Origin of the sequence: Geobacillus sp. 46C-IIa (genome assembly GCF_014679505.1) — a bacterium.
GTDB lineage: Bacteria > Bacillota > Bacilli > Bacillales > Anoxybacillaceae > Geobacillus.
In genome coordinates this window covers 2,429,122-2,445,970 of record NZ_CP061474.1, presented here as the reverse complement: position 1 = coordinate 2,445,970, position 16,849 = coordinate 2,429,122, and the positions used below count along the sequence as shown (strand labels likewise).

The window sequence follows — 16,849 nt, the reverse complement described above, 5'->3', positions numbered from 1 at the left end:
CTCCAACTCATATATAATGAACGATGAATGTTTTGCCTTGGAGGTTTTGGTGTTGGAGCGAAGAACAGCGCTTTTGCTTGGAGCGAGCGGTTTGGTCGGTGGAGAGTTGCTGAAGCTGTTGTTGCAGTCGGATTTATACCGGCAAGTGACTATTTTCGTCCGCACCCCGCTTCCGTTGGAACATGAAAAGTTGCAGCAAGTCGTCGCCGATTTTGCCCGGCTTGAGTCGTACGAACGGTATTTTTCCGTTGACGACGTCTTTTGCTGTCTTGGTACGACGCGGAAAAAGGCGAAAACAAAGCAGCAGTTCATTCAGGTCGACTATGAATATACGCTGCGCGCCGCGGCGTTGGCGGAAAAGTGCCGGGCGAAAAGCTTTCTGACCATCTCCTCGATTGGCGCCAACCCGTGTTCGCCGTTTTTTTACCAGCGCGTCAAAGGGGAAACGGAAGAAGCATTGCAGCGGCTTTCCATTCCATCGCTCCATATTTTTCGCCCGTCGCTGCTTGTCGGCAAGCGCCGGGAGTTCCGCCTCGGCGAGGCGCTCGCCGGATGGCTGTTATGCCGGCTGCCGTTTTTGTTTGTCGGCAAGTGGAAAAAATATAAGCCGGTCGACGCCAGCCAGCTGGCCTTGGCCATGTTTTACCGGGCGGCATCGGCGGCCGACGGCATCCATATATATGAATGCGATGAGTTAGCCCGCATTTCATAGGAAAAAAGAGGCTGTTGGCAGCCTCTTTTTTTCTATTCGATGATTTTATAGTTTTTATGATTGACGACCGTTCGTTCTTGCAAATCAAGTTCACGGTAATTTTCCATATATGTCAAATCCACGATGACCGAGTTTTCGTTTACTTTTTCCACGATGCCGCGCAATCCATTTTTAAATTCAATAATATCCCCGACTTTCGCTTTTTTCATCATATCATTCCCCTTTAAACGAATAGTGATAAACCTACTCAGCCGCCAACTGAGCCGATCGCGCGCCCATTCTTGCCGGCAGCGCCAGTCTCGGCGAGGCTCGGCAGCTTTTTTACTAGTTTGCCTTATTTTTCTGCACAAGTAAAGGGGTTTCTTTCCTAAAATTTAATATTTTAAAAAAACAAGGGGACAAAGTCGCCCCTTGTTTTCGTTTACTTAGCAAACACATGGTTGCCGATGACAACGGTCACCGGGCGAGAGCGCAGCCAGTTGCTTTTCGCCGTTTTCGGATTATAGAAATAGAGCGAGCCGTTTCCTAAACCGCGAAAAGCAAGTGCTTCTTCAACAGCGCGATATGCCTCACGGTCAGCCGGTTCGTTGATCGTTCCATTTGCCACCGGCGTGAAGGCATAATGGCCGCCAGAGCGCTCATAAATGACGTCGCGAATGGTATCTGGAAAATCAGGGTGATCGACGCGGTTAAGCACGACCGTCGCCACAGCCACTTTCCCGGCATACGGTTCTCCCTTCGCTTCGGCATGAACGAGACGGGCAAGCAAATCTTTTTCTGCCGCTGTAATGCCTGCATTCGGGATGATGAGTTTTTCACCAGGATATAGCAAATCACCTTTGCGATTTTTTTGTTTCAGTTGTTTCAGCGGCACACTGTATTGTTTTGCGATTTTCCAAAGTGTATCACCGCGTTTGACTGTATGGACCGTCGCAGCATCGGCGTGGCCGGCAAAGAAAAACATTCCACACAATATCGCCATCACCCATGCCTTTCCTTGTTTCATCCACATCCCTCCTCTCGCAAACTCGCTACTAGAGTAACAAGGATGGCGTCGTTCTTCATTATCTAAATGATGGAAAAGTGTGTGAAGCGTTGATATGACTAGTTTCATAGAAACATTGGAAATTTCTCCGCCAAAAGAAACATCCGGCTTTCTTCCCCTGAAAGCCGGATGTTGAACGATGAAAACAAAGAAGTCAGCTGCGCGGGGTATCCATGTAATGGTAGAGAACGTGGCCGCCGCGCTGGGCGATGCCGCGAAACTGTTTAAAATCGGGCTGTTTGACGAGCACGGCCCGAAACGTGAGGAAGTCCTCTTTTTTTACTAACAGTTCGGCAATGACACCAGTGCGCAATTCGGCGATTTGTTTGGCTGCCAGTGCTTCGTCCATCGCATTCCCCCCAAGCATTCACCTAAGTATCGTTGTCGCTATTCATCATAGCGCAATCAGCTGGCGGGATAAATACCTATATTTTGGCCGGGCAAACACCCTTTGCTTGTTCCGACATACAATATGGGTGGGTACGCGCCCCGACAATTATGAGCGAGAAAGGGAGAGGACAATGAATCAATGGGATTCTTATGCGAATGATCCGTTTCTGAACGCCTCCGGCCATGGCGATGGGACGGAACGGATCGACAATAATGCGCCGCCGATGGCGCCAATGCCGGCAGCCTTGCCAACTGGAGCGATGCCAACAGGGGTGATGCCGATGGCCTATTATCCACCGGTAGCGCCGCACGGGTATTGGTGTCCGCCAGTCGCGCCGTCTGTACCGTTTGTCAGCCCAGTCCACCTTGATGATAGCCCGGATGGGTTTGACAGCCCTGACAGCTCCGATATGATGCCTCCAGCGCCGCCGCTTCATTTGGGAGCGGTGCCTAATGTGGCTACGGCTTCCGTCTGGCCGATGGGCGAGAAAGAAAATGTACCGCCGCTTGGTGGGGCCGCTGCCCCGTACGACATGGCTGCTCCGTATATGGGGGCGGAACCGACCGTCACCGGCATGGCACCTGAGGCTGTTCCGGGCGCGCTGCCGAGCGTGACTCCCGGCGTTCTGCCCGGCGCAGTACCAGGTCCTGCCCCGTATGCGCCGATGTACTATCCGTCGGTGGCCGCACCGATGCCGTACGCCCCGGTGGCGCCGTACGGCTACTATGCCGCACCGCAGCCGCCATATTACGGCGGAACAGTCCCGTATGCGCCCGGTTTTCCGATGCCGTACGGCCCATACCGGTAAGCCGCAAAAAAGACCGCTTGACCGCGGTCTTTTTTGATGGAAAAACGCTTTTCCGTGCCAGAAAGATGGCCGGTTGCCACCGACGGAAAAGTGTTTTCATTGCCTTGTTTCACCGCAAACTTCACATCGGCGGCGAGAACCTCCGAACATCCTTATGTGACATCTATGTGTTTTGGCTGCCGCTGGTGGTATAATAAGGAGGAAATTTTCGTGCGAAACAAAGGAAAGAATATAAGATTTGCTAACGAGGCAAGAAAGGGGAATTGAAAAAATGGGCATGGAACAGAAAACGGCGGTTGTCACCGGCGGGGCGAACGGAATTGGCAAGGCGATTGCCGCGATGTTTGCCAAACAAGGGGCGAACGTTGTGATTGTGGACGTTGATGCGAAAAATGGAGAAGCGCTCGTTGAACAGCTGCGAGCAGGCGGACGAACCGCCATATTTGTGGCGGCAGATGTACGGAACGCGGGCGACATTAAGCGGTTTGTCGAGGAAACCGCCAGCCGCTTTGGACGCATTGACTATTTAATCAACAACGCCGGCGTTTCGCGCTGGAAATCGCCGTACGAGCTGACAGTGGATGAGTGGGACGATGTGCTGGCGACGAATTTGCGCAGCGCCTTTTTGGCTTCACGGGAGGCGGCGAAACATATGCGCCGCAACCGTAAAGGTGGGGCGATCGTTAACATCGCCTCGACAAGAGCGCTCATGTCCGAACCGAACTCGGAGGCGTACGCGGCGTCTAAAGGCGGTCTCATCGCTCTCACCCATGCGCTCGCTGTGTCGCTTTCCGTCGATCGCATCCGCGTCAACTGCATCAGCCCTGGCTGGATTGAAACGGGCGATTACGAAAAATTGCGGGAGATTGACCACCGACAGCACCCGGCCGGCCGCGTCGGCAAACCCGATGACATCGCCCGCGCCTGCCTTTATTTATGCAATGAGGAAAACGATTTTATTACCGGAGCAAACTTCGTCATCGACGGGGGGATGACGAGGAAAATGATTTATATTGAGTAGGTGGCGGCCGTTTGCTAAAATAAATGAAATGGAGATGCCTTACTAGCAAAAAGGTGGGATGGAACGATGAAAATCCGCAAAACGCCGCTAGTCGACGGACAAGCTCCGGCTCATGTATATATTTACGAAAATCGAAAAGAGGAGTATATCGTTCTCGCCATTCCGGCGCTCGAGTGGTCCTTTTCATTCTTCTATGAGGAGGAAGCGGAGGCGGTGGCGCAGCGGCTCGAGACGTCGCTGCAAAAGCGGATCGGCCATGAACGCGCTGCCATGCTGGCCGGCCGATTGCTAGGATGGGCGCGGGAAATGTAGCTTGGCGGATGGTGCGGCCGCCACTGACTTTGCATGTTAGGGGTTCGATGACAAAGTGGTAAACAAATCAAAAGTCATGGCAAGTTACGTTGCGGGCAGCGTTTTATGGCTAGCTGTCACCGACGCCCTGCTCAATGTGCTGCCGGTCAGCCGCGGCGTGTATGTTGCGCTTAGCGCCGCCAAAGGGACGGTCTTTATTTTGCTGTCGGCCGTGTTTTTATACCAGCTGCTAAAAAAGCGTGAACAGCTTGAAAAAGCGGAAGAAAAAGAACAGCAGCTGCTGACGCTCATCAACTCGATGCCCGACTTTGTTTGTTTTAAAGACAGTGAAGGGCGTTGGCTGCGCGTCAATGATTTCGGTCGGCGGCTGTACCATCTCGAGCATATTGACTATGTCGGAAAAACGGATCGCGAGCTTGGCGAGCTTGTGCCGTTTTTCAAAGACGCGTTCGAGCAGTGCATTGAATCAGATCGCGAGGCGTGGAAAAGCGGGACGTTGACGCGTCGAGAGGAGTCGTTCGAGACGTTGGATGGGGAGCGGAAGACATTTGACGTCATTAAAGTGCCGTTGTTTGAAGAAAATGGCATGAGAAAAGGATTGTTGACGATCGGCCGCGACATTACCCAGCAAAAGCGAACTGAGGAGCTGCTATTGAAAAAAGAGAAGCTGTCGGTGCTTGGGGAGCTGGCGGCCGGCATCGCTCATGAGATTCGCAATCCGCTCACATCAATGAAAGGATTTATGCAGATGATGCAAGAAACGCGCGAAGTGAATGACGACCACGTGCGCATTATGCTGAGTGAGCTTGGCCGCGTCAACCAAATCGTCAGCGAGCTCTTGGTGCTTGCCAAGCCGCAAAGCCATGATTACCGGCTGTTTTTGTTGAACGAGGCCATTTCGTATGTCATTAGCCTGATCGGTCATGAGGCGACATTAAACGACGTGTCCATTTCCGTTCATAACAACGCGCCAAAAGCTTGCGTGTACGGTGACCAAAACCAAATTATTCAAGTGCTTTTAAACGTGATGAAAAACGCCATTGAAGCGATGCCCGACGGCGGGAACTTATATGTCCGTGTTTCCGAAGCTGAAGGCATAGTCCGCTTAGACATTGCCGATACTGGCATCGGCATTTCGAAAGAGCGGTTGCAAAAAATCGGTGAACCGTTTTTCACCTTGAAGGAAAAAGGAATGGGGCTCGGGCTGACAACAAGCATGAAAATCGTTCAGGAACATAAAGGAACAATGCAGATTGAAAGTGAAGTCGGGAAGGGAACGGTTGTCCATTTGACGTTTCCGTCCGGGTTTGCGGTTGTGGATGCGAATGGCCAACAGAAGGTGCTATCATAGGAACAGGCGTCCCCACATGGTGAGGGGACGCCTGTTTTGCTATTGCTCAACCCATGTCGACACGGCCTCAATAGGCAGCCGGATGGAATGATGGGCGGGAGCGGCCGCCTTTCCGATCGTGATCAGCAGCGTCGGCACATAGCGGTTCGGGATGTGAAACTCTTCTTTCAGCCGCTCAGGGTTAAAGCCGCCGATCGGACACGTCGCCCAGCCTTTCGCCGTTGCCGCCAGCATGAGCTGCATCGCAGCGAAAGCGGTGTTTTGAAACGCGGCATCACGGGCGTATTGCTTGTTGGCATAGGCGGTCTCAATTTGTTCAGCAAGCTGCCGTTTCACCTCTTCTGTCATCGCTCCTTCACGAACGAGCGGATCGTAAACGGCATCCGTATTCCGGTTCGCTTCCAAATCCCCAAGCACAACGACGACAGCGGAGGCATCGACGATTTGTTGTTGGCCGTAAGCGATCGGCTGAAGCCGCCGTTGCGTTTCCTTGCCGTGGATGACAAGAAAGTGCCATGGCTGCAAATTCCAAGCAGACGGCGCTTTCGTAGCAGCCGTGAGAATGGCACGCAGCTCATCTTTGCTGATCGTCGCATTGGCGTCATATTGGCGTACGGCCTTTCGTTCCTCAATGACGGCAAACAAGTCTTTGGTGAGCGACGTTGTCACAACTGGCATAATCAATCCCCCTTTGGCGAAGTTCGCGAGGGCGTCCCGTTGCTTTTGAGATCCCCCCGTGGTCGTTATGAGCGGTTTTTCTTCGCTTGTTTTGCTGTATCGATGCTGTCTTTTGCCATTTCTGCTTCCGCCTTTGAGACGGTCGGATTGGCTACTTCCTGGCTGACTTTATTTTGCCTTCCTTTTTTGGACATACGTTTTCCTTCCTTTCGTTCAACTGATTTTCGCCGACCGTACACCCGCAGGATGCTGTTTAATTCACTGCTATGTTTGGTCGGGATTTGATGACGGGCCCAATCGATAAACACGATGTCGGCGTGCGGTACATAACGGCGGAACATAGCGATATAAGGATGAATGTAGCGGTCGCGTGCGCCGTAAATGAGCAGCAAGGGCAAGCGCAGGGAAGACAGCTGCCCTGTGCAGCAGTAGACAAGACCAGCTCGGTACGTGGTGTCTAAATCCCGTTTGTCAGCGAGTTGGACATACTGTTTGAACAGCTTCCGTTCGCGTCGGTTCGTTCCATGTCCGATGGCGAGCGCCGAGGAGAGCAAAGAGAAGGCCCCTAGTTTGACAGCCGAAATGCCAAGACAAAACTCGCCGTACAAAAGTGGCGTGCACACTTCCGGAAATCCACCGATCAAAACGAGCTGTTCAACGTGCTGCGGATAGCGAAGCGCGAAATCGAGCGCGATCGATCCGCCGTTGGAATAGCCGCAAACGATGGCGCGCTCGACGCCGAGGAAACGGAGCAATATGGAAACGTCGTCCGCAAGCAGCGGTACGGTGATTGGCACGTCTGACGGGCTGCTTCTCCCATTTCCGCGCATATCGTACAAAATCAGGCGAAAATGGCGGGCAAGCGGCTCTTGCTGGCGAAAAATGACATGTCCCAGCCCTGGGGGGTGGATGAATAAAAGCGGCGGTCCTTCCCCTTTTTCTTCATAATAAAGGCGGACGCGTTCATTAATGGAAACGTATGGCATATCAATCCCCCTCTCTTGGCCTGGCCCTTTATAGTATGGAAAGAAGGACGGCGTCCCATCCAAAAAAAACGCCATCTTTTTTTGATTGAGCGGGATGGCGTTTCCGGTTTATAATTAATCGCGTAATGAATAACGGGCAAGCGTCACGGAAAGGAGGGGGCTTGATGGAACAGCCGTTTCGTGTGGAAAAAGCGCTCAATAACAATGTGCTAATCGCTTCCCACCCAGCGTATGGCGAGGTCGTCTTGCTTGGCAAAGGGATCGGCTTCGGCAAAAAAAAGGGGGATGAGATCGCTGGGAGCGCTGTAGAAAAGTGCTTTGTTCTCAAAAATGAGCGCGAACAAGAGCAATACAAAAAACTGCTCCCTGAACTGAGCGAAGAGTTTATCGCCCTCATGAACGAGGTGATTCAACATATTAAGCAGCGCGTCGGCGTACCGTTAAACGAACACATTCACGTCGCGCTGACCGATCATATCGCGTTTACGCTAAAGCGGCTCGAGCAAGGGTTGGACGTCAAAAACCCGTTTTTGGCCGAGACGAAAAGTTTGTATCCGCTTGAGTACGAAATCGCTGTTGAAGTGGCCGAGCTGATCGGCGATCGGCTTGGGGTCGCACTGCCGGAAGGGGAAGCTGGCTTCATCGCTCTTCATATTCATAGCGCGATTTCGAAACAAAGCTTGTCGGAAGCGAATCAATATTCTCAGCTCATTGCTAAGCTCGTCGAGATGGTCGAACGACAGCTGGGCGTCGACATCGACCGTGAGAGCATCCACTATTTGCGTTTCGTCCGTCATTTGCGCTATGCGATCGATCGGATGAAAAGAGGTGAAAAAGTCGAAGAACCAAAAAATTTGTCGAAAATCTTGAAAGACACTTACCCGCTATGCTATAATCTAGCATGGAAGTTAGTTAAAGTCATGCAGCAAACGCTTCATCTGCCGGCTGATGACGCCGAGGCGGTCTATTTGACGCTGCATTTGCAGCGGCTGGCAGAAAAAAAGAGCGGCACAACGGGATAACATTGTCTCGCTTTACGTGTTACTGATTCGATCAGGCATGAGTAAAGAGGACAAAACAGGGCGGCAACGACCGAATTTTTGCATTCGAGTCGTTGTAAGCGTTCTTTTGTCTCTCTTTATTCATGTCTTTTTTATTGTCTCGGTTTGTCTGAAAAATGATTGCCCGTCCATTTTTCAGTACATGAATCCGCCGTTTGCTGCAAAACTTAAGAAAAGGAAACTAAAGGAGGTCGTGAGGATGAAACGAGCGTTTGGCACGCTGCAAAGGGTCGGGAAAGCGCTCATGCTCCCGGTGGCGATTTTGCCGGCGGCAGGGATTTTGCTGGCGTTCGGCAACGCATTGAAAAACCCGGCGCTCACTGACAAAATTCCGGCGTTAAAAGCCGACTGGATCGTGTTGATCGCAAACGTCATGGAACAGGCGGGCGGCATCGTTTTTGCTAATTTGTCGCTTTTGTTTGCCGTCGGTGTGGCGATCGGTCTTGCCGGCGGTGAAGGGGTCGCAGGCTTGGCGGCAATCATCGGCTACTTAATTATGAACGTCACGATGGGCGTCGTTTTAGGCGTAACCGCCGATATGGTCGGCACCGACCCGTCATTTGCCAACATTCTCGGCATTCCGACGCTGCAAACGGGCGTGTTCGGCGGGATTATCGTCGGGATTTTGGCCGCGTATATGTACAACAAATATTTTAATATTGAACTGCCGCAATATCTCGGCTTTTTCGCCGGCAAGCGGTTCGTGCCGATCGTGACAGCGGCTTCTGCCGTTGTGCTTGGCATTGTTATGACGTTTGTCTGGCCGCCGATCCAGCACGGGTTAAATGCGTTTTCGCACAACATGATTGATGCGAACAGAACGGTTGCAGCGTTCATTTTCGGTGTGATCGAACGGGCATTGATCCCTTTTGGCCTCCACCATATTTTTTATTCACCGTTTTGGTATGAGTTTGGCGAATATGTCAATAAGGCCGGCCAAATTGTGCGCGGCGACCAAAAAATCTTTTTCGAACAGCTGAAAGATGGCGTGGAGCTGACAGCCGGCACGTTTATGACCGGGAAGTTCCCGTTTATGATGTTCGGTCTTCCGGCAGCAGCGCTCGCGATTTATCATGAAGCGCGTCCGGAAAACAAAAAAGTTGTCGCCGGCATCATGGGCTCAGCGGCGCTGACGTCGTTTTTAACCGGGATTACGGAACCGATCGAGTTTTCGTTTTTGTTCGTCGCTCCGGCTTTGTTTGCTGTTCATTGCGTCTTTGCCGGGTTATCGTTTATGATCATGCACGTATTAAACGTCAAAATCGGGATGACGTTCTCCGGTGGGGTCATTGACTTCCTGCTGTTCGGCGTCCTGCCGAACCGGACGGCGTGGTGGCTTGTCATTCCGGTCGGATTGGCGTTTGCTGTCATTTATTACTTCGGGTTCCGCTTTGCGATTCGCAAATGGAACTTGGCGACGCCAGGCCGTGAAAAAATGGGCGACGAAGCGCCAAAAGCTGAAGCGGCCGCCGGCGATTTGCCGTATGAAGTGCTTGCCGCTCTTGGCGGAAAGGAAAATATCGAACATTTGGATGCGTGCATTACGCGCTTGCGCGTGTCGGTCCGTGACATCGGCCAGGTCGATAAAGACCGGCTGAAAGAGCTCGGCGCTGCCGGTGTGCTCGAAGTCGGCAACAACGTGCAAGCGATCTTCGGTCCGAAGTCGGACATCTTAAAAGGGCAAATTCATGATATTATGCAAGGAAAAGCACCGGCAAAAACGAAAGAAGAGCCGAAGGAAGCGGCGCCGGCTGCAGCCCGGGCGGAAGCAATCGCTTCGCCGCTCGCTGGGGAAATCGTGTCGCTGTCCGACGTGCCGGATCAAGTATTTTCACAAAAAATGATGGGCGACGGCTTCGCGGTCATGCCAACAGATGGCACGGTCGTCTCCCCGGTCGATGGGAAAATCATCAATGTATTCCCGACAAAGCATGCTATTGGCATCGAGTCGGTCGGGGGGTATGAGGTGTTAATCCACTTCGGCATTGATACAGTGAAACTGAACGGCGAAGGATTTGAAGCGCTCGTCAAGGAAGGCGACGAAGTGAAAAAAGGGCAGCCGATTTTGCGCGTCGATCTCGACTATGTGAAAAATAACGCACCGTCCATTGTTACACCGATCATTTTCACGAACTTGCAAGCCGGTGAAGTGGTGCGCGTCAAAAAGCAAGGTGCGGTTGCTCAAGGCGAAGACGGCGTCGTTGAAATCGGCTGAACCGCCTGTCAATCATTGATGCGGGGGGAGGGACAAGCATTTTCCGTTGCTCCCTCGCCATGCATTTGGTATGATGGCAAAGAAAAATGATGAAGAAGGGGATTGATGAACGATGGAAAAAACGTTTAAAGTGACTTCAGACTCTGGCATCCATGCCCGTCCAGCGACAATTTTAGTGCAAACCGCGAGCAAATTTAACAGCGAAATCCAGCTCGAATACAACGGGAAAACCGTCAACTTGAAATCGATCATGGGCGTCATGTCGTTAGGCATTCCGAAAGGGGCAACGATTAAAATTACGGCAGAAGGGGCCGATGCAGCAGAGGCGATGGCAGCGTTAACGGACACGTTGGCGAAAGAAGGCCTTGCTGAGTAATGGAAAAAACCATTCATGGGATTGCTGCATCAAGCGGTATTGCCATTGCCAAGGCATACCGCTTAGAAGCCCCTCATTTGGCGGCTGAAAAACGATCGGTCACCGATGCTGAGGCGGAAGTGGCGCGGCTCGAGGCGGCGGTCGCCAAGGCGAAAGAAGAGCTCGAGGCGATTAAACAGCACGCTTTAGAGAAGCTCGGCGAAGACAAAGCCGCCATTTTTGCTGCCCATTTGCTTGTGCTTGATGATCCGGAGCTGCTGAACCCGATTAAAGAAAAAATTCAAACAGAGCAAGTAAATGCCGAGTATGCGCTTGACGAAACCGCATCGTTTTTCATTTCCATGTTCGAAGGAATGGACAATGAATACATGAAGGAGCGGGCTGCCGACATCCGCGATGTAACGAAGCGCGTCCTTGCCCACTTGCTTGGCGTCACGATTTCAAACCCGAGTTTGATTTCGGAAGAAGTCGTCATTATCGCCGAAGATTTGACACCGTCCGATACGGCGCAGCTGAACCGGCAATATGTCAAAGGGTTTGCGACTGACATCGGCGGACGGACATCGCATTCGGCCATTATGGCCCGGTCGCTCGAAATCCCGGCTGTCGTCGGCACGAAGGCGGTGACGGCGGAGGTGAAAAACGGCGACATCGTCGTCATCGATGGGCTGGATGGACAAGTTGTTGTCAACCCGTCGCCGGAGCGGCTCGCCCATTATGAAGAAAAACGAGCCCGCTATGAAGCGCAAAAAGCAGAATGGGCGAAACTCGTCCATGAGCCGACGGTGACGGCCGACGGCGTACACGTCGAGCTGGCGGCCAACATCGGCACGCCGGACGATGTAAAAGGGGCGCTCGCGAACGGAGCGGAAGGCATCGGCTTGTATCGGACGGAGTTTTTATACATGGGCCGCTCAGAGCTGCCGACGGAGGAAGAGCAGTTTGCCGCCTACAAAACGGTGCTTGAACAAATGAATGGCAAGCCGGTCGTCGTCCGCACGCTTGACATTGGCGGCGATAAAGAGCTCCCGTATTTAAACTTGCCGAAAGAAATGAACCCGTTTTTAGGATTCCGGGCGATTCGCCTTTGCCTAGAAATGCAGGACATGTTCCGCACCCAGCTGCGCGCTTTGCTGCGGGCGAGCGTACACGGCAATTTGAAAATTATGTTTCCGATGATTGCGACGCTTGAGGAATTCCGCCAAGCGAAAGCGATTTTGCTCGAAGAAAAAGAGGCGCTCCTCCGCCAAGGTGTGCCGGTCGCCGATGACATTGAAGTCGGCATGATGGTGGAGATTCCGGCCGCGGCGGTGATGGCCGATCAGTTCGCGAAAGAAGTCGACTTTTTCAGCATCGGCACGAACGACTTAATCCAATATACGATGGCCGCCGACCGGATGAATGAGCGCGTTTCGTATTTATATCAACCGTACAATCCGGCGATTTTGCGGCTCATCAGCCACGTCATCGACGCCGCCCACCGCGAAGGGAAGTGGGTTGGCATGTGCGGGGAAATGGCCGGCGACCCGATTGCGATTCCGATTTTGCTTGCTTTCGGGCTTGATGAGTTCAGCATGAGCGCCACTTCGATTTTGCCGGCGCGCGCCCAGTTGAAACAGCTGGCGAAAGAAGAGGCGGCCCGCATCAAAGAGACGGTGCTGTCGCTCGGCACGGCTGAGGAAGTTGTGGCGTTTATCAAACAAACGTTCCATATCGCCTAAATGAAGGCGCGGCGACATTCGTGTTCGCCGCGCTTTTTCTATTTACGCCAAAAGCGGTGCGGACGATTCATAGCCATACCGTTGCCGGACCGTTAACGAGAGGCCTAAGGCGATGACTTTCGCCATTTGATAAACAATGTGCAAATTCGTATACGGCAGCGTGCTCATATCAGCTGTTTCTTCCATCATCACGCCCATAATGCTTACATCGCCGATACGGGGAAGCGATTTGCCAAGCGCCGTGCCGGGAGCGAGCGCGCCGGGGCGAATGGCGATCGTATGGACAAACGGGCGCGGACCGACGATGCTGTCGATCGCCAGCACGTAGGAGCCGCGTTCGTTCAGCCGCTCATGCACGAAGCGGAGATTGGTGGCATCGACGGGCTCTTGCAGCGTGCCGATGACGGTTAGATGATCCGGATAAACATTCTCAAGCAGCGTGCCGACAAACGGACCTAAGCTATCGCCGTTAATGCGGTTGCTGCCGATACAAACAACGGTCAGATGGCGGGTGTGCGCCGGCAGCAAGGAAAACAGTTCATTGCGAATGAGTAAAGGAGCGAGCGGATCGCTGTAGGGAATCGGTCTCATCGCTTACGAGTCCTTTCCGTCTCTGTTCTTGCTTTCTTATTCGCGACCGCTGCCAGCGATTCCTTTCTTTCTCAGGATTGAAAATTTTTCCTTAAGTTTGCTTAAAAGGCTGGTGAAAAACGAGTTTTTTGCTCAAACCAATTGTATTTGATCAGAAAGGAGAACAGATCTGACAAGGTTTCTCTAATTGAACAAGAGTTGGGATGAGCCGCCTTTTTCATTAATTCACCGGCCTTTTAAACGGATTGCGCCACTCCATTAACACAGCATGGTTGAGCGATTCTTCGTCTTCTAAATAGTTGCGGACAATCGCAAGCGGTGTGCGCCCGCAGCGAAGCAAAAACGTAATAACCGGATCTTTCAACTCACCGGCCGTCACTTTGCGAATGTACTCTTCCGGGGACAGTTCGTTCGCATAGCGGTGATAACCAGGCATCCGTCCGCCCCCGAGCAGCCGGTCGAGCCCGAGATGAACGACGACTTCATACATCGATTGCATGAGCCACTTGCCAAGGCCGAGCTTCCGGTACGGCGGGGAAACGCAAATGTCAACGACATAAAGCGTATTGCCGTCCGGGCGATGGTTGCGAATATAACCGCCGTCGGTTATTTCTTCCCATGTATGGTCGGCATGGTTCGGGTCAAAGTCGACGATGAGCCCGGTCATGGATCCGACAATGCGCCCATCGACTTCGGCGCATAGCGCCCCTTCCGGAAACAAGGTGACATGGTTTTCAAGCTGCGCCTCGTTCCACCACAGTTCGGACGGAAACGGAGGCGGAAAGCTTTCCTGCTGCACGCGGATGAGTGCGGAAAAATCGCTTTTCGTATAGTTGCGGATGACTGCCTGTCGCGGCGTGTCGCCGTCAAAGACGTATAGCCGTTTTTTGTACACGCCGATCCCCCTTTCGTTCGTTTTACCCTCATCATAACCGAAACCTAGAAAAAACGCCAAGAAAAGATCCATGGGCAACGGTTTGCCCTCGACTCGGGGATGAAAATCACCGCTTGCCGACGGGATTTTCGCAGAAAAGAAAACAGCCGCTGTTAGCGGCTGTGGGCGTGTTGTTCAACGTATTCGCTGACCAACGCTTCGATCTGCTGCTCGTCTGGCTTTTGGCCGTGAAACGGAAAGACAATTTCCTCGATCAATTCACCGTCACGGTAGACGTGCAGTGCTCCTTTTTGCAACAGGACGCTGTATTCGATTTCGAATCGATAGCCTTCATGTTCAATGGCACCCATCGCTGTTCACCTGCCTGTTTTTTATTGTTCCGCCCGCCGCCGCCCGCTATGTATGAATTAAGAAGCTAATCCTATGGACGCGGGACGATCGTCCTTTTATAATGGAATATAGCTCGACAAAAATAGGAAACAGAGGGGAGAAATAGCGAGTGTTCCGGACATTGCGCAGCAAGTTGATTGTCTTGATGGCCTTATTATTGATTGTATCGTTGGCGGCAACGCAGCTCGTCGGTGTTGTGCAAATGCGGCAGCTCGTTGACGCCGATGTCAAACAGCGGGCGCAGGCGGCGCTCGACGGGCTGCTTGGCGATATTCGCGACAGCTTTCAAAGCGAGGAGAACAGCCTAATGCAGTTCAGCGAATCACCGTCGGCGATGCAAATGATTCAAGACGAAAAAGCATGGCCGCAACTTGAAAAGCAGTTCCGCACGTTTTTGCGCGTTCATGAAAATGTGCAGTTCATCTATATTGGCACGGAGCGGAAGAAGATGCACATTACGCCGACGACGGAGCTTCCGGACGGATACGATCCAACAAGCCGCCCGTGGTATAAAGAAGCGATAGAACGCCCGGACGAAGTCGTGTGGACAGAACCGTATGTCGATGCGATTACAGGCAAACATGTTGTGACATTGGCCAAGGCAGTGAGTGAAAATGGCCGCGTCGCTGCCGTCATCGGCATTGACATGACGCTTGATGCAGTGACGAGAATTGTCAATGCGAGCGACGTTGGCTATCACGGCTATCCGGTGTTGTTTGATGCAAAAGGAACGGCGGTCGTCCACCCGCAATATAAAGGAAAAAACATGGCAAAAAACGCGGCGGTTCGCTATATGCTCGAACATGAAAAAGGAATGCGGCAATACGAGCAAGACGGTGAACAGCGGGTCATGTATTTTACGACGGTTCCGGAACTTGGCTGGAAAATAGGCGCTGTCTATAAGGAAGCAGACTTATCGGCGATGAGCCGCTCGCTTGGGATGAACATGCTCGTCATTACGGTGATCGCGCTGATTGTAGCGCTTATTGCCATTTACTTTTTAGCGCGCTCGATTACGAAACCGATTATTGTTCTGCAAGAGCAAGTCGAAAAGGCGGCGGCCGGCGATTTGACGGTGCAGGCGCGTGTAGCGGCAAAAGATGAGATCGGACGCCTCGCCCGCCATTTCAACGACATGATCGGGCATATGCGCGCGCTGATCGGTGAAGTGAATCGATCGGTGAACGAGTTGGCGGCTTCAGCCGACCATTTAAGTGCCGTCTCGGAAGAAACGATGGCAACAAGCGAACAAGTGGCGAAAGCGATCGGTGAAATTGCGAAAGGGACGACCGATCAAGCCGGAAGTCTTGATACGATCAATGAGCAGACGTCGGCATTGTCACAGCAAATTGAAGCGGTCACAAGTGCGACAGCCGGCATGGAATCGCTGTCGAACGACACGAAAACGGCCAGCTACGACGGCCTGGAGCATTTAAATGTTTTGCAGCAAAAATCGGAGGAAGCGAAACACGAGCTGTCCGCAGTAGAAAACGTCATTAGCGATCTGGTCAAAAAAATGGATGAAATTGATGGAGTCATTCAAACGATTACCGCCATTTCCGGACAGACGAACTTGCTTGCGTTAAACGCGAGCATTGAGGCAGCGCGCGCCGGCGAGCATGGCAAAGGGTTTGCCGTTGTCGCCGACGAGGTGCGCAAGCTGGCGGAACAGTCAGCAAAAGCGACCGAAATGATCCGTGCGACCATTGCGGCTATTCAGCAGCAAGCCGGATTGGCGATCGAGGCCGTCGGCCGCTCCAAACAAGCGTACAACGAGCAGCGGGAAGCGGTGCATACGACCGGCGATTCGTTCATGAAAATCACCGGCATGATGGAACAATTAACAGCTGCGCTCGCCGCTGTGATGGAAGAAGCGAAGCGGATGAACGGAAGCAAAGACGATGTGATTGGCGCGATGCAAAACATTGCCGCCATTGCCCAGCAATCGGCGGCAGCGGCAGAAGAAGTGGCCGCTTCGGCCGATGACCAGCTGCAGGCGCTTGCGACAGTGACCGAATCAGCGGAAACGTTAAGCGAGATGAGCCGACAATTGAAGCAGCTTGTGGAAAAATTCAAGCTCTCGTAAAAAAGCGCAGCCTTTGTCCGGCTGCGTTTTTTCATTGGCGCAGCCAGGCTGCGGACGCGCGTTGTCCGCCGTTTAGCCGGCCGCCTCTCAAACGGACATTTTATTTTTTCTATTCATACTATTCATACAATGATAATGAGTTGAATTTTTTTAAGTTTCTGCGTCGATTTTAGCGGCTAATAGTGCTAAAATAAACAGTGAAAACGTTTA

Annotated in this window: 18 protein-coding genes; 10 read left to right on the top strand and 8 right to left on the bottom strand. The window is 52.5% G+C overall.

The window, feature by feature from the left end; translation table 11 throughout:
• Positions 1-16: 16 nt before the first annotated feature.
• Entirely contained in the window at positions 17-712 is a 696-nt protein-coding gene (locus IC803_RS12120) for an NAD(P)H-binding protein (RefSeq protein WP_081206702.1), read from the top strand.
• Between the two features lie 32 nt (positions 713-744).
• On the opposite strand, the gene IC803_RS12115 is transcribed toward IC803_RS12120, so the two are convergent.
• The 3 genes from IC803_RS12115 to IC803_RS12105 form a co-directional block, all read right to left on the bottom strand.
• On the bottom strand, positions 745-921 hold the full coding sequence (locus tag IC803_RS12115) for a YkvS family protein (RefSeq protein ID WP_012749561.1): 177 nt from the start codon (positions 919-921) through the stop codon (positions 745-747).
• Positions 922-1,133: 212 nt separating this feature from the next.
• Complete coding sequence (locus IC803_RS12110) at positions 1,134-1,718, bottom strand: cell wall hydrolase (RefSeq protein ID WP_081206703.1); 585 nt, start codon at positions 1,716-1,718, stop codon at positions 1,134-1,136.
• 193 nt (positions 1,719-1,911) lie between these two features.
• On the bottom strand, positions 1,912-2,106 hold the full coding sequence (locus IC803_RS12105) for a hypothetical protein (RefSeq protein ID WP_081206704.1): 195 nt from the start codon (positions 2,104-2,106) through the stop codon (positions 1,912-1,914).
• A gap of 172 nt (positions 2,107-2,278) precedes the next feature.
• On the opposite strand from IC803_RS12105, the gene IC803_RS12100 reads away from it, so the two are divergent.
• The 4 genes from IC803_RS12100 to IC803_RS12085 all read left to right on the top strand — a co-directional run bounded on the left by IC803_RS12100 (position 2,279) and on the right by IC803_RS12085 (position 5,640).
• Positions 2,279-2,956 carry a hypothetical protein gene (locus IC803_RS12100; protein WP_081206705.1) on the top strand — a complete coding sequence of 226 codons (678 nt, stop codon included), beginning with the start codon at positions 2,279-2,281 and terminating at the stop codon, positions 2,954-2,956.
• 271 nt (positions 2,957-3,227) lie between these two features.
• Positions 3,228-3,977 (top strand): SDR family NAD(P)-dependent oxidoreductase, encoded by a 750-nt coding sequence (locus IC803_RS12095; RefSeq protein ID WP_081206706.1) that lies wholly within the window; start codon positions 3,228-3,230, stop codon positions 3,975-3,977.
• A 66-nt stretch (positions 3,978-4,043) separates the two neighbouring features.
• On the top strand, positions 4,044-4,289 hold the full coding sequence (locus tag IC803_RS12090) for a YueH family protein (RefSeq protein ID WP_044745524.1): 246 nt from the start codon (positions 4,044-4,046) through the stop codon (positions 4,287-4,289).
• Positions 4,290-4,344: 55 nt separating this feature from the next.
• Positions 4,345-5,640 carry an ATP-binding protein gene (locus IC803_RS12085; RefSeq protein ID WP_081206707.1) on the top strand — a complete coding sequence of 432 codons (1,296 nt, stop codon included), beginning with the start codon at positions 4,345-4,347 and terminating at the stop codon, positions 5,638-5,640.
• Positions 5,641-5,679: 39 nt separating this feature from the next.
• Here the strand turns inward: IC803_RS12085 and IC803_RS12080 are convergent, their stop codons facing one another.
• Both IC803_RS12080 and IC803_RS12075 read right to left on the bottom strand, forming a co-directional pair.
• Complete coding sequence (locus tag IC803_RS12080) at positions 5,680-6,318, bottom strand: nitroreductase family protein (RefSeq protein ID WP_081206708.1); 639 nt, start codon at positions 6,316-6,318, stop codon at positions 5,680-5,682.
• 65 nt (positions 6,319-6,383) lie between these two features.
• On the bottom strand, positions 6,384-7,304 hold the full coding sequence (locus tag IC803_RS12075; protein WP_190304203.1) for an alpha/beta fold hydrolase: 921 nt from the start codon (positions 7,302-7,304) through the stop codon (positions 6,384-6,386).
• A 164-nt stretch (positions 7,305-7,468) separates the two neighbouring features.
• Between IC803_RS12075 and glcT the strand changes: the two genes are divergently transcribed.
• The 4 genes from glcT to ptsP all read left to right on the top strand — a co-directional run bounded on the left by glcT (position 7,469) and on the right by ptsP (position 12,677).
• Positions 7,469-8,326 carry a glucose PTS transporter transcription antiterminator GlcT gene (gene glcT / locus IC803_RS12070; RefSeq protein ID WP_081206709.1) on the top strand — a complete coding sequence of 286 codons (858 nt, stop codon included), beginning with the start codon at positions 7,469-7,471 and terminating at the stop codon, positions 8,324-8,326.
• Between the two features lie 238 nt (positions 8,327-8,564).
• Positions 8,565-10,580, top strand: coding sequence for a glucose-specific PTS transporter subunit IIBC (gene ptsG, locus IC803_RS12065; protein WP_081206710.1), 2,016 nt, complete (start codon positions 8,565-8,567; stop codon positions 10,578-10,580).
• Between the two features lie 112 nt (positions 10,581-10,692).
• Positions 10,693-10,956, top strand: coding sequence for a phosphocarrier protein HPr (locus IC803_RS12060; protein WP_063166467.1), 264 nt, complete (start codon positions 10,693-10,695; stop codon positions 10,954-10,956).
• Positions 10,956-12,677 carry a phosphoenolpyruvate--protein phosphotransferase gene (gene ptsP / locus IC803_RS12055; protein ID WP_081206711.1) on the top strand — a complete coding sequence of 574 codons (1,722 nt, stop codon included), beginning with the start codon at positions 10,956-10,958 and terminating at the stop codon, positions 12,675-12,677. Before IC803_RS12060 ends, ptsP begins: the two co-directional genes overlap by 1 nt.
• Positions 12,678-12,719: 42 nt before the next feature.
• Here the strand turns inward: ptsP and yyaC are convergent, their stop codons facing one another.
• From yyaC to IC803_RS12040, 3 genes are all read right to left on the bottom strand, one after another.
• A complete protein-coding gene (gene yyaC / locus IC803_RS12050; protein WP_081206712.1) occupies positions 12,720-13,268 on the bottom strand; it encodes a spore protease YyaC in 549 nt (182 codons plus the stop codon).
• 220 nt (positions 13,269-13,488) lie between these two features.
• A complete protein-coding gene (locus IC803_RS12045) occupies positions 13,489-14,163 on the bottom strand; it encodes a GNAT family N-acetyltransferase (protein ID WP_081206713.1) in 675 nt (224 codons plus the stop codon).
• Positions 14,164-14,315: 152 nt separating this feature from the next.
• Positions 14,316-14,513: a YbxH family protein gene (locus IC803_RS12040; protein ID WP_081206714.1), complete on the bottom strand. Its 198-nt coding sequence runs from the start codon at positions 14,511-14,513 to the stop codon at positions 14,316-14,318.
• Between the two features lie 149 nt (positions 14,514-14,662).
• Between IC803_RS12040 and IC803_RS12035 the strand changes: the two genes are divergently transcribed.
• Positions 14,663-16,639, top strand: a complete 1,977-nt coding sequence (locus IC803_RS12035; protein ID WP_081206715.1) for a methyl-accepting chemotaxis protein — start codon at positions 14,663-14,665, stop codon at positions 16,637-16,639.
• The last annotated feature ends 210 nt before the right edge of the window (positions 16,640-16,849 follow it).

Bases quoted from the DNA above. Each gene is read 5' to 3' on its own strand.
- IC803_RS12120 (WP_081206702.1), top strand. From the start codon at position 17: ATGAACGATGAATGTTTTGCCTTGGAGGTTTTGGTGTTGGAGCGAAGA.
- yyaC (WP_081206712.1), bottom strand. From the start codon at position 13,268: ATGAGACCGATTCCCTACAGCGATCCGCTCGCTCCTTTACTCATTCGC.
- IC803_RS12105 (WP_081206704.1), bottom strand. From the start codon at position 2,106: ATGGACGAAGCACTGGCAGCCAAACAAATCGCCGAATTGCGCACTGGT.
- IC803_RS12090 (WP_044745524.1), top strand. From the start codon at position 4,044: ATGAAAATCCGCAAAACGCCGCTAGTCGACGGACAAGCTCCGGCTCAT.
- ptsP (WP_081206711.1), top strand. From the start codon at position 10,956: ATGGAAAAAACCATTCATGGGATTGCTGCATCAAGCGGTATTGCCATT.
- IC803_RS12095 (WP_081206706.1), top strand. From the start codon at position 3,228: ATGGGCATGGAACAGAAAACGGCGGTTGTCACCGGCGGGGCGAACGGA.
- IC803_RS12060 (WP_063166467.1), top strand. From the start codon at position 10,693: ATGGAAAAAACGTTTAAAGTGACTTCAGACTCTGGCATCCATGCCCGT.
- IC803_RS12100 (WP_081206705.1), top strand. From the start codon at position 2,279: ATGAATCAATGGGATTCTTATGCGAATGATCCGTTTCTGAACGCCTCC.
- IC803_RS12075 (WP_190304203.1), bottom strand. From the start codon at position 7,304: ATGCCATACGTTTCCATTAATGAACGCGTCCGCCTTTATTATGAAGAA.
- IC803_RS12115 (WP_012749561.1), bottom strand. From the start codon at position 921: ATGAAAAAAGCGAAAGTCGGGGATATTATTGAATTTAAAAATGGATTG.
- IC803_RS12080 (WP_081206708.1), bottom strand. From the start codon at position 6,318: ATGCCAGTTGTGACAACGTCGCTCACCAAAGACTTGTTTGCCGTCATT.
- ptsG (WP_081206710.1), top strand. From the start codon at position 8,565: ATGAAACGAGCGTTTGGCACGCTGCAAAGGGTCGGGAAAGCGCTCATG.
- IC803_RS12040 (WP_081206714.1), bottom strand. From the start codon at position 14,513: ATGGGTGCCATTGAACATGAAGGCTATCGATTCGAAATCGAATACAGC.
- IC803_RS12110 (WP_081206703.1), bottom strand. From the start codon at position 1,718: ATGAAACAAGGAAAGGCATGGGTGATGGCGATATTGTGTGGAATGTTT.
- glcT (WP_081206709.1), top strand. From the start codon at position 7,469: ATGGAACAGCCGTTTCGTGTGGAAAAAGCGCTCAATAACAATGTGCTA.